12 protein-coding genes are annotated in these 11,403 nt (G+C 63.2%); 3 read left to right on the top strand and 9 right to left on the bottom strand.

Annotation, left to right across the window (positions count from 1 at the left end; all coding sequences use genetic code 11):
• Positions 1–6: 6 nt before the first annotated feature.
• From imuA to FPT15_RS29005, 4 genes are all read right to left on the bottom strand, one after another.
• Positions 7–621, bottom strand: coding sequence for a translesion DNA synthesis-associated protein ImuA (imuA, locus tag FPT15_RS29025; protein WP_145166136.1), 615 nt, complete (start codon positions 619–621; stop codon positions 7–9).
• Complete coding sequence (gene lexA, locus FPT15_RS29020) at positions 621–1,238, bottom strand: transcriptional repressor LexA (RefSeq protein WP_106579904.1); 618 nt, start codon at positions 1,236–1,238, stop codon at positions 621–623. The genes imuA and lexA overlap by 1 nt, the downstream gene beginning before the upstream one ends.
• 435 nt (positions 1,239–1,673) lie before the next feature.
• Positions 1,674–2,426 (bottom strand): outer membrane beta-barrel protein, encoded by a 753-nt coding sequence (locus tag FPT15_RS29010; RefSeq protein ID WP_145166135.1) that lies wholly within the window; start codon positions 2,424–2,426, stop codon positions 1,674–1,676.
• Between the two features lie 124 nt (positions 2,427–2,550).
• The gene (locus FPT15_RS29005) at positions 2,551–3,384 is read right to left on the bottom strand and encodes an arylamine N-acetyltransferase (RefSeq protein WP_145166134.1); all 834 of its coding nucleotides are present in this window, start codon (positions 3,382–3,384) and stop codon (positions 2,551–2,553) included.
• Positions 3,385–3,504: 120 nt separating this feature from the next.
• On the opposite strand from FPT15_RS29005, the gene FPT15_RS29000 reads away from it, so the two are divergent.
• Positions 3,505–3,741: a DUF6555 family protein gene (locus FPT15_RS29000; protein WP_106579910.1), complete on the top strand. Its 237-nt coding sequence runs from the start codon at positions 3,505–3,507 to the stop codon at positions 3,739–3,741.
• A 37-nt stretch (positions 3,742–3,778) separates the two neighbouring features.
• On the opposite strand, the gene FPT15_RS28995 is transcribed toward FPT15_RS29000, so the two are convergent.
• Together FPT15_RS28995 and FPT15_RS29905 are read right to left on the bottom strand one after the other, a co-directional pair.
• Positions 3,779–3,976, bottom strand: coding sequence for a DUF6021 family protein (locus tag FPT15_RS28995; protein WP_145166133.1), 198 nt, complete (start codon positions 3,974–3,976; stop codon positions 3,779–3,781).
• Positions 3,977–3,991: 15 nt separating this feature from the next.
• Complete coding sequence (locus FPT15_RS29905) at positions 3,992–4,168, bottom strand: hypothetical protein (RefSeq protein ID WP_178119767.1); 177 nt, start codon at positions 4,166–4,168, stop codon at positions 3,992–3,994.
• 117 nt (positions 4,169–4,285) lie between these two features.
• On the opposite strand from FPT15_RS29905, the gene FPT15_RS28990 reads away from it, so the two are divergent.
• Complete coding sequence (locus tag FPT15_RS28990) at positions 4,286–4,807, top strand: DUF3087 domain-containing protein (protein WP_145166132.1); 522 nt, start codon at positions 4,286–4,288, stop codon at positions 4,805–4,807.
• A gap of 73 nt (positions 4,808–4,880) precedes the next feature.
• On the opposite strand, the gene FPT15_RS28985 is transcribed toward FPT15_RS28990, so the two are convergent.
• The 3 genes from FPT15_RS28985 to FPT15_RS28975 all read right to left on the bottom strand — a co-directional run bounded on the left by FPT15_RS28985 (position 4,881) and on the right by FPT15_RS28975 (position 7,840).
• A complete protein-coding gene (locus FPT15_RS28985) occupies positions 4,881–6,008 on the bottom strand; it encodes an MFS transporter (protein ID WP_106579913.1) in 1,128 nt (375 codons plus the stop codon).
• Positions 6,009–6,078: 70 nt separating this feature from the next.
• Positions 6,079–7,443 (bottom strand): MFS transporter, encoded by a 1,365-nt coding sequence (locus FPT15_RS28980; protein ID WP_145166131.1) that lies wholly within the window; start codon positions 7,441–7,443, stop codon positions 6,079–6,081.
• A 244-nt stretch (positions 7,444–7,687) separates the two neighbouring features.
• Positions 7,688–7,840, bottom strand: coding sequence for a hypothetical protein (locus FPT15_RS28975; RefSeq protein WP_256676536.1), 153 nt, complete (start codon positions 7,838–7,840; stop codon positions 7,688–7,690).
• A 612-nt stretch (positions 7,841–8,452) separates the two neighbouring features.
• Between FPT15_RS28975 and FPT15_RS28965 the strand changes: the two genes are divergently transcribed.
• Positions 8,453–11,269 carry a winged helix-turn-helix domain-containing protein gene (locus FPT15_RS28965; RefSeq protein ID WP_178119766.1) on the top strand — a complete coding sequence of 939 codons (2,817 nt, stop codon included), beginning with the start codon at positions 8,453–8,455 and terminating at the stop codon, positions 11,267–11,269.
• Positions 11,270–11,403 lie beyond the last annotated feature (134 nt).

Here is an 11,403-nt window from a genome sequence, read left to right as displayed (position 1 = left end):
GCAACCTCAGTGCCCCGCCAGCGCAATCGGCGCCGGATGGGCCAGCCCGCCCCGGCACTTGAGCACCCGCACTTGCGCAGGTTTTGCCTCAACGGCCAGGCGCAAGGCGGCGGGCGAGGCATTGATTGCCTCGTGTAAAGAGCGCCAGGCAAACGCCAGGGTCTGCCCGGTTTCGGCCGCCACCTGCAAACGGCGCAAGGCGCGGTCATCGGCCTTGCGCGGCCAGCACAGCACGGCGCCGCAACTGCCGGAACGCAGGCATTGTTCGACGGCCCACAAGGTATCGAGCTCCTCGGCCTGGATCACCGAAAGCTGGCGCAAATCCACCCCGGCGTTCTGCCAAGCGTGCGGGTACGGCGTGTAAGGCGGCGCGACCAGCACGATGCGCTCCCCTGCCGTTGATAACCGCGCCAGGGTCGGCAACACCAATTGCAACTCGCCGACCCCTTCCTTGGCCATCAGGATTTCGCTCAGGGCCGCCTCCGGCCAGCCGCCGCTGGGCAGCACCGCGTCCAGCGCCGCCAGCCCGGTGGGGTGCACGCTGGCCGGCGGCGCAACCGGCCGGCCCTTCCAGACTCGGCCGCCATTGAACAGCGAGTCCAGAGCAACGACGGCGCCCATCAGCCTTGCCTCACCAGGCCGCAGAACACCCCTTCGATGGCCAGGTCCTGATCGGGGCCTACCTCGATGGGTTGATACGCGGGGTTACGCGGCAGCAGGCGCACATGCTCGCCATGGCGCTCGAAGCGTTTGATGGTGACCTCGCCGTCCAGACGCGCCACCACAATCTGGCCGTTCAAGGCTTCGGCGCTGCGACGTACGCCGACCAGGTCGCCGTCGAGAATGCCGTCTTCGATCATCGAGTCGCCCTGCACCCGCAACAGGTAATCCGGGGTTTTCGCAAAGGTGGCGGGGTCCAGTTGCAGGCGGTTGTGCACTTCGGCGTCGGCGCCAATCGGCAAACCGGCGGCGACGCGGCCGAGCACGGGCACATCCAGCCATTCGGGGCGTGCCGGCTGGTTGAGCAGGCGGATGCCCCGGGCCTGGTTAGGGTTGACCTCGATGTAACCGGCTTCCGTGAGGGCCACCACGTGCTTGCGCGCAACGCTGCGGGAGGCAAAACCGAACGCCTCGGCGATCTCGGCGAGGCTGGGGGGCTGGCCTTGCTGCGCGATACGGTCGCGGATGAAGGTCAGGATGGCAGTGCGGCGGGGGGTCAGGGTCGTCATGGAGTACATTTGTACTCTTGTAGGAAATCTCTGACAATAGCCGTCAGTCGGGAGCGCTTGAGTGCCTGTCCGAGGGCAGCAACGCACCGGCACTCAGCGCAAGCCTGCCCCTCGAGTCAGCCATAAACAGGCCAGGTCTCAACTTTCTTTGCGCCGCGCACCGCCAGCAGATCCCCAAAATGCAACAGCACATACTCACTCTGCGTGGGCCGCAGTGGCGCGTTCGGGGGGATGTTTGGGCGTGTCGTTACAGGCGGTGAGCAGGCCGAGGACGGCCAGCAATAAAGCAACGCAGCGCATGGCCACCCTCTCTTCTTAGGCTGTGGAAGTTGCTTGCACACTAAGGCAGCAACGCCACGGCGTTGAGGGTTTTGACGGACACAAAGGGGGCTTGGTGGGGCAATCGAATGCGGGGCGTTGGCCACCCCGCATCCAGTGGTTCGCTTAGAACGCGATACCGACCTTGAAACCGTACTCGTCACGCTTGAGCTTGGTGTTGTCGGCGACATAGGAGTCGTCGTCAAGTTTGTATTCGGTACGGGTGTAGTACAGGCCCGCCATCACTGGCAGGTCGCCTTTCTGGTTCATCAGCAGGCTGACTTCAGCGTAAGGGTTGGTGCGGTCCTTGAGGTCCACGGTGTCGCTGCCCACGCCATCGACCTTGAGCTTGGCACGGCCGTCGATGGTACGACGGGCACCGGCTTCGACGCGCAGAGTCATGTCATCGAACTGGTGGTTGTAACCCAGGGCAGCTTTGGCGAACGGCGACTTGTTGGTGAGCTTGACGTCGTAGTCATTGGTGTCCGGCTCGTAGCGGGTCCAGCTGTAGCCGCCACCCACAATCACGTCGACAAAGTTGCGCGCGTCGAGCGCGGCACGCCAGCCGAGGTCCAGGTCAGCCTGGCCTTCCTTGAGTTTGTTGTCGCTCTTTTCGCCGTACTTGGCTTCGATCCCGGCCTGGTAGATAAAGCCGGATTCAGCGGTGAGCTTGTTGCCGAAGTTGTAGAACAGGCCCGCTTCAGGCATGTGGTCCTTGTCGCTGTCGCTGCCGCCTTCGAGTTTGAAGTCGTTGTAGCTGCCCTGCAGACCGAAAACCGAAATCGGGCCCGTCGGCGCAGCGGCGAACACCACGGCAGGCGCAGCGACCAGCGCCAACAGCGAGGAGCCCTTGAGGAATTTTCCGAATAGCTTGGACATCGTTTTACATCTCCTTGTCTGGTGAGCAAATTATTCAGGAATCGCTTCGAACCTCGGCTTTCGCGAAAGGTTCGAATTAATTTGCGTCGATTTGGAGAAAAAACGGTTCAGCGCAGGCTCTATCTCAAGCTTCTTTGGAAGCCGCCATCACTAGGCCATTAAGGCTCTCGCGAAGAAGTGGATGCGCCGGCAGGCGAATGCCCAAGGTGCCATGCAGCACTGCCAGCAGCTCATCGACGCTCTCGATTGCGCGCTTTTCACTGGGCTGATCCAGGCAGTGGACCGCGTAGTGGGCGTTATTCAATGTGTAGCGTTTACCCGGCGCGAGCAGCGCAGCTTTCAATTGGCCGACAAACACCGAATCCGGGTGCGTCGACACGTACCAGTTGCCGATTTCATAGTCCCTATCCGCCTGCACCTGCAGGTCAAACACATACAAGCCACGCCACTCCTCGCCCACCTTGGCCCACAGGGTGTAATCGGCGCCATTGCACGTCAGCCGATAGGGTTCGTGGGCGGTGGCCTGGGTCGCCTCGGTGTCCAGCTGCAAGGGGCTGCTTGGCACCATGCCGCCGAAGCCGACGTCGGTGACATAGCGCACGCCTTCCAGGGTGACCAGGCTCAGGCGATGGGTGCGCCCGGTGCGCGCATCTACCGGCCCGCCCATCACTACCCAGCCGGTGAGGCCGCGCGCCTCGAAACCCAAATCCTGCAAGAGCGCGAGAAACAAGTGGTTCAACTCGAAGCAATACCCGCCACGCCCATCGAGCAGAACCTTTTGCTCGATGCTCGGCAAGTCGATCGGCACCGGGCAGCGCAGCAACGTCGACAGGCTTTCAAAGGCGAACGTGCACACATGGCGCAGTTGCAATTGCTGCAGGGTTTGCAGGGTCGGCGGCGGCGGCGTGTCGTAGCCCAGGCGTTGCAGATAAAGCTGGCGATGAGTCAAGCGGGGCATGGCGCGATCCTTGAGCGCGGGGCGAAGCGCTCACTATGCAGGGCCAGTGTGCGACTTGTCATTTTGACTGAACCTTTTTGAACACTCACCGATCCATCTATAACAAGACAGGGAGGCAACATGAGTACCGCAAAAATCTACACCATTAATTACCAACTGCACGGCCAACCGAAGTCCTTTGTGGTGCGCGCGGAGGTGATGAACAACGCCGAGGCGTGGCATTGGGCAGCGGTGGATGCCGACATCGCCCATGTCAGCCGCATTGGGCGTGTGGGTCACGAACAGGTGAAAAAAACCACTCGGCCCTGGGCGGAAAAGTTCGGTATTACCGACGTCACCTGGGTGCCGCCCAAATAAGCAAAAGCCCCGCAATGGCGGGGCTTTTTGTGTTTCTTTACTTAGTTTTCAAGTCGCCCAGCGGATCATAGGGCGGCTTTTTTTTCGGCTGTTTTTCCTTGTCCAACGGCGCGATCGCAGGGCCGATGGGGTCGACTTGCGGGTCGGCTACATCCGGGGAGTCCGGGTCAAAACCCAGCTCGTCCTTGCCACTGCCATGCTCGTCTGAACGCGGGCCTTTCGGGGGATTACTCACGGCGATCTCCTTGTTTTAAAGCGGGCGGGCTTTGTCGTGAAGGTGTTCGAGGTCTTGCTCGACCTGTTCCACATCGTCGTCCTGACGCTGCGCCGGGTCGTTGGGGCGTAACGCATCGTTGTCGCGCTCCTCTTCACCGGGTGTGCGATCAGGGTCAGGGGTGCCGGGCGGCGGCTGTTTGTATTCGGGCATGATGGTTTACCTCACGGGGGCTACACAGATGTAGAGAAACCGCGGCAAGCCATCGTTCAACTTGATTGCGCAAAGCATGCGAAGATGCCACCCCGCCCCTCTTGAGACGAGACCCGGATGTTCGAGCTCAAACCCTGCGACCCCGCCACCTTCCGCCAGCAGACCCGCCGCAGCACCCTGATCATTGCCGTGCTGTTCGTGGCCCTGGCAATGCTGCTGTCGAGCCTGGCGGTCATGCTGTTCGGTGAACCTGGCGGTGACAACTTTCGCTTCAATGTCGGCGGCGTGTTTGCCGGGGTGCTGATCACCGTCGCGTTGGTGCGCGGGCCGTTCTGGACCCAGCCCTGGCTCGCGCCGGCGGTGTATGGCTGGCAGCTCAAGCGCAGTTTGATGAGCGTCACCAACGTGATGCACAAGGTCACCGAAGGCGTGCAAGCCAACGACCCGACGGCGATCAAGCTGCTGCGTTTTTACCACTTGGGGCTTACGCAGATGCATGCACTGGACGCCAACTCCAGTGCCCAGGCGCAATTGCTCGGCGAGATCGACGCCCACCAGGCGAAGATGCAGGCACTGGGCATTAACACCGAGCAAACACGCCTGGACCCCGCATGGCTGGACAGCCTTAAAAGCGCCTAAGCCAGCACGCCGATGCGCTGTTCACCCAGCACCTGTACGAAGTCTTCTTGAAGGGACACACCCCCTCACCGCGTCAGTTGGAAACCTGGGTGCGCCAGCAAAATACCGCGCTCACCGCGATGGCCGCGCCCGCCAGGCCGAACACCCACGGCGCTGACGCCACCGGCAGCAACAGGCCCGCCAGCAACGGCCCGAGGCCCGCGCCGACATCGCGCCACACCGCATTCGAGGCCAGTGCCGAGACGCGCATCGAGCCCGGGTTGCGCTCGGCCACCAGGGTGGTCACCAGCGGCAGTTGCAGCGCGCGCAGCACCAATACCGCCGCCGCGCCGACGATCACCCAATAACTGCCGAACGCCGTCAGGGCCAGAGCACTCAAGAATGAAAACAGCAACAGCATCGACGTGGCGCCAAAGCGCTGCGCCGCCCGGCCGCCCAGGGGGCTCAGGAGCATTTCCGAGGCATACCGCAGGGCCATCAAGCCGCCGGCGATCAGCACCGCATCGCCGCCGAGAATCTTTTGTGCCTGGATCGACAGGCCAAAAATAAACAGCCCGTCCAGCGCCACGCCCTCGATAAACGACCAGGTCGCCACACTGTCGGGCCACTTGAAGCGCCGCCCGGTGCTGTGCAAATCATGCCCGGCGGTGGGCAAGCCACGCGCCACCCACAAGCCCGCCAGGCAGCAGCCGGCAAGCATCACAAAGATCGGACGTGGGCCGGCCCATAAGGTCAACCAGCCACCCAGCGGCAGCGCCAGCATCGGGCCGAGGGCGATCATCGCGCGTGAACGCCCCGCGCGGCGGGCTGCGCCAGCGGGCTCGGACGTTGCCAACACTTGGGTCGACAGGTTCAACGCGGCAAAACACAGGCCCCAGATCAGCCGCAGGCCCAGCAGCGCAGCGAACCCCGACAGCAGCGAGTTGCCCAGGGCGCACACCGTCGCCGCCCCGGCAGCAATCATGCACGTCAGCCGGTCACCGTTGCGCGCATAGAAATTGAGCACATGCCGATAGCCAAAAATCCGCACCAGGCGGTTGGCTGCCAACAACACCCCGGCCTGCGCCAGCGTGATGCCAAAGGCCTGGGACTCCATCGGCAACAGCAAGTACAGCAACACGTCGCTGGGCAGGCATAACGCGAGGGTCAGCGCGGCGCGTCGGGACGTGGTATCGGCAGTGCGTTGGGCCAGGCTGGACATAAATCTGAAACATCCTGAAATATTCAGGCCGCCACGTTAGCCTTCCCATGGCGGACTTTACAACGCCCAATCACGCCTTTTTCCCATAGGGCAACAAACGCAAACCGCTGGCCACACTGCCCACCAACGCAAACACGCACCCCAGCCACAGCGCGTATTGCGGGCCACTGCCCAGGGACAGGTGAAAACACAACGCCACCAATGACGCCCCCAGCGTTTGCCCCAGCAGCCGCGAGATCGCCACGATGCCGCTGGCCCCGCCGCTGCGGGCCAAGGGTGCGCTGGTCATGATCGCCTTGAGGTTGGGCGATTGAAAAAAGCCAAACCCGGCGCCGCACAGCGCCATGCGCCAGCCGATATCAAAGGCCGACGCGCCGCTGCCCAGGGTGGCCAGCGCCGCCATCCCCGCACTGAGCAGCAACAGGCCGATGCCGCACAACACGCCCAGCGACACGCGGTCTGCCAGGCGCCCTGCGACCAGGGCCATGACCGCAACAACGGCCGGCCACGGCGTCATCAGAAAACCGGTTTCCACCTGGCTATGACCAAGCACCGCCTGCAGCAGAAACGGCAATGACACAAAGGCCAGGCCTTGAGCGCTGAACGCACAGATCGCCGTAAGGGAAGACAGCGCAAACACCGGGCGCTTGAACAGATCCAGGGCCAGCATCGGCGCCGGGTGCCCAGCCTGGCGGCGTAACAGTAACGCACCGCAGACCAGCGCCACGGCGATCAGGCCCAGAGTCAATGCGCCCTGAACGCCGTGCACCGCCGTGCCCAGGCCAAGCACCAGCAAGGCGAACAACCCGGCACACAGCAGCGCGGCGAGGCGGTCGAACGCGTGACCGGTCATGGGCAGTGTCGGCAATGACCGCAGGCCCAGCACAAGGGCCAAAAGGCCCAGCGGCACGTTGATCAGGTACAGCCAGTGCCAGCTGGCCACCGACAGAATCGCCGATGCGGCAGTCGGCCCGAGGGTGAACGCCAGCCCCACCACCAGCGAGTTATAGCCAAGGCCGCGCCCGAGCATTTTTGCCGGGTAGATATGCCGCAGCAATGCGGTATTCACGCTCATGACCGCCGCCGCGCCCAGGCCTTGCGCCACACGCGCGGCCGTCAGGGTCAGCAACGACCCGGCCAGCCCGCACAACAGCGACGAGACAATAAACAGCAGCAACCCACCGAGGTATACCCGACGGTGCCCCCACACATCACTCAACGAAGCGAATGGCAGCACCGTGGCGATAATCGCCAGTTGGTAGGCGTTGACCACCCAGATCACCGAGGCCGAGTCGGTGCCGATGCCTTCGGCCAATGTGGGCAGCGCGGTGTTGACGATGGCCGTGTCGAGGGTCGCCATGCCGATCCCCAAAGAAAGAGCGATCACGGCCGGCAGGCGTTTATTGAAGGGCAACCCATCGGCAACAGAAGACATGAACAATCCGGCGCTGGTAACAAAGGCCCCTAGAGTACGGGCAGATGCGGATTTTTTCAGTGGCCAATTGCCTGGCTGTCAGAGTTTTCATGTTTGCCACCGCTCACCTCGTGGCGAGCGGGCTTGCCCCGCGTTGGAGTGCGTACGCTCCCCCTCCAGTCGCCGCGGTGTATCTGACAAACCCGGTGGGCAGCCTTTGGGGCCGCTTCGCAGCCCAACGCGGGGCAAGCCCGCTCGCCACAGGTTATTCACTCGCCACAGCCCCCACTATCAACTCACCGCCCAACCAACCGGCCTGGACCACGCCCGCTTCCTCGCCCAGGCGCGCCACCAAAAACTCACACAACCGGGCAAAACGGCCGTCGCCCTGCACATGCAGCAAAGCGTCAAGCTCCAACGCCTGCACCTGCCGCAAGCGCGAGGTGAGCTGGCGCCGCCATACACGTCGGGGTTATGCGGGAACACCGTCCTCAACGTCGCGGTGCGTGACCGCCGGCGCCGGCTGGTGAACAGCGTTAACGCCAGGCATGTATCCGCTCTGTGTCGCAAACACGACAGAACGTCATGCCGGTGTATCAAGGTGGTGCGCGGATACACAGCGATACACAGTGAATAATTAACCGCCCGATGTGCGCCGAATTATTCGGCATCCCGAACGACACAATTAGAAATATTCGCCTTTCCGAACGAAGCCCTTCAGGCGGCCTCGATGACCCTAAAAATCACCATAAATTTCATGCGGTTGTTGTCATCTTTGTTACATGCCAACTGGCATACATTCTGCTTTATCCCTGTTTCTGGTAATAAAATGTTTCAGCTTTGAGACAGTCTCATCAACTGAAACACAATCCGTGGCACGCCAATAAAAACGACAACGCCCCAAAGGAGGGCGACCTTTTCGACTTTTTGATCGACATCAACTTTCCAAGACTGCTGCTGCACATCTGTACCCAAAAGGGCGAATGGCCTGATCGCCAATAACAAGCCTGACTATAAAAAGGACGAATTGATGAGCTCGAGCAAGAACCACGCAGTGTCCTTCATGGACGCAGAACCCCTAGCCCCGGCGTGCGCCGAAAGCGCCCTTGGTTTTGGCCCCTTCCTGTTACTCGCACGCCAGCACGTATTGCTGCGAAACGGTGAGCCCGTCACCTTGGGCAGCCGCGCCCTGTGTTTGCTGATTGCCCTGGCCACCCGCGCCGGCGAACTGCTGGAGAAAGCCGAGCTGATCTCGTTCGCCTGGCCCAAGGTGGTGGTGGAGGAATGCAACCTGCGCGCGCAGATCGTCGCGCTGCGCCGAGCCTTGGGCGACGATGGCAACTTCAGCTATATCGTCACGGTGCCGGGCCGCGGCTATCGCTTCGTGGCGCCGGTGACCGTGCAGGCGGCCGGCGAAGACCATCTGCCGGTGCCCCACGCGCGCGTCCATGAGCCCTCTGTCGCGCCGCCGTCCTGCGAGGTGATTGGCCGCGATGAGTTGGTCGACAGCCTTGCCGACCAGGTGCTGACCCAGCGGTTCTTGACCATCACCGGCCCTGGCGGCATCGGCAAGACTACCGTCGCCATGGCCGTGGCCCATCAATTAGCCAACGAACTCAAGCTGGACACCTGCTTCGTCGACCTGGCGCCGGCCACCAGCGGGCAATGGGTCACCGGCCTGCTCGCCAGCGCCCTGGGCATCCAGACCGTCAGCGACGAGCCGCTGCGCAGCATCGCCGCCACCCTGGCCGACCGCCGCCTGTTGCTGGTACTGGACAACTGCGAACACGTGTTGCCGGCCACCGCCGATGCCGTGGAAACCCTGTTGCGCAGTGCCCCTCAATGCTACGTGCTGACCACCAGCCGCGAGCCGCTGCGCGCCGAGGGCGAGCGCGTGCACGACCTGGCGCCGCTGCAAGTGCCCGACGAACACAGGACACTCAGCGCCGTCGAAGCCCTGAAATGGTCCGGCGTGCGCCTGTTTGTGGAACGCGTGCGCGCCCTCGACCCCGACTTTGTTTTCAACGACGCCGACGTGGCGGCCGTCAGCGCCATCTGCCGCAAGCTCGACAGCAATGCGCTGGCCATCGAAATAGCGGCCGCGCGGGTACGCACCTTTGGCATCCAGGACCTGGTCGGCCTGCTGGACGGCAGCTTCCGCCTGCAAATGACCGGCCGGCGCACCGCCCTCGCCCGCCATCGCTCACTGAGCGCGACCCTGGACTGGACCTATTCGATGCTCAGCGGCGACGAGCAGGCGATGCTGCGCCAATTGGCGGTCTTCACCGGCTCCTTCACCCTTGATGCCGTCAAGGCCATGACTGCCAGCAGCGCCCTCGACCCGCGCAATGCCCTGCCCTTGCTCGAAAGCCTGATGGACAAGTCACTGCTGCTCGCCGGCGAATCGCAGTTGCTCAAACGTTATCGCCTGCTGGAGACCACCCGCGCCTACGCCCTGGAAAAGCTCGCCGAACAGGGCGAAACCAACGCCACTGCCGAACGCCATGCGCGCTATGCCCTTGGGGTGTTGCAGGAAGCCGGGCAGACCCTGGATGGCCTGTCACCGCAAACCTGGGTCGCGCTGTATGGCCCCGAGATCAACACGGTGCGCTCGGCACTCGATTGGGCCTACTCAACGACCGGCAACCTGCCATTGGGGATTGAACTGACGTTGGGCGGCGTGCCGTTATGGCTGCGCCTGTCGCTGGTCAGTGAGTGCCGCAGCTGGGTTGACCAGGGCCTGGCCAGCGACGCCAGCACCCCGTTGCCGGCGCGCCAACGCATGCTGCTGAACACCGCGCTGGCCAGCGCGCTGATGCTCACCGACGGCACGGGCGGCCCGTTGCGGGAAGCGTGGCGCCAGGTGCGCGAGGACGGCCGCGAACTCGGCGATGCCGAGCACAAACTTCGCGCGCTGTGGGGGCTCTGGGGTGACCGTTGTGCGTGTAACCAGTACGCCGAAGCGCTGGAGTTGGCCGAGCGCTACATCGCGTTGAACAACAGCGGAAACCAGCAACTGCTGGGCAAACGCATGCGGGCGGTGGTGCTGTTTCACATGGGCGACCTGGCGGGCGCCCGACAAAATATCGACGAAGCCCTGGGTTCACCGTCGGCCCCGCGCTCGCACATCATCGACGCGCTGTTTGATCAGCGCATCGCCGCACGTTGCCTCAAGGCGAAGGTGCAACTGATGGAAGGCGACGTCGACCCGGCCCTGCGGCTGATCGGCACCTGCGTCGATGAAGCGGTGTCACTCGATCACCCGGCGACCCTCTGGTACACCCTGTGCCTGGGGGCGATCCCCCTGGCGCTGCTGGCGTCCAACCTGCCGAAAATGCGTTATTACCTGGGCCTGCTGCAGGACAGCACCACCCGCCAGGACTTGCATATCTGGCGGCAATTTCGCCTGTGTTTCGAGAGCATCCTGCTGATCCGCCAGGGCTCGCCGGAAGAAGGCGTGCCGCAACTAGGCCAAGCCCTGCAGCACCTGCAGGGCCAGGGCGATGGTCAGCTCTACAGCCTGTTTCGTTGTGAATACGCTTTGGGGTTTTCGCGCCTGGGCCTGGAAAAACTCGCGCTGGAGGTGTTGGAGGAGACGCTGCAATTGGCTATCGGCCGCCATGAGCGCTGGTTTGTGCCGCAGATGCTGCGGATCAAGGCCCAACTGACACTGCGCCAGGGCAACTACGGGTCGGTGGACACGGCCACGGTGCTGCTGCGCCAGGCGTGGGTGGATGCACAGCTGGCCGGTGCGCACTTCTGGCGGGCGCAGATTGCCACGGACCTGGCGCGGTTGCAGGAGCCCAAGTCACGCATTGCTTCTCTGCCCAGGTTTCAGCATCGCTGAGGGCATAGCCGGTATTTGGGTGATGGCCGCCTTGGGTTGCGCCCTTACGGCGGGTCACTTTGGAAAAGCCCAAAGTAAGCAAAGGGCTCTTGCCCCACCACTCGGCACCTCGCCTAGGCTCGGTGTGCCCTCAC

Origin of the sequence: Pseudomonas sp. RGB, assembly GCF_007713445.1 — a bacterium.
GTDB lineage: Bacteria > Pseudomonadota > Gammaproteobacteria > Pseudomonadales > Pseudomonadaceae > Aquipseudomonas.
The sequence above is the reverse complement of the archived record's forward strand: the minus strand, read 5'-3'. Positions and strand labels throughout refer to the sequence as shown.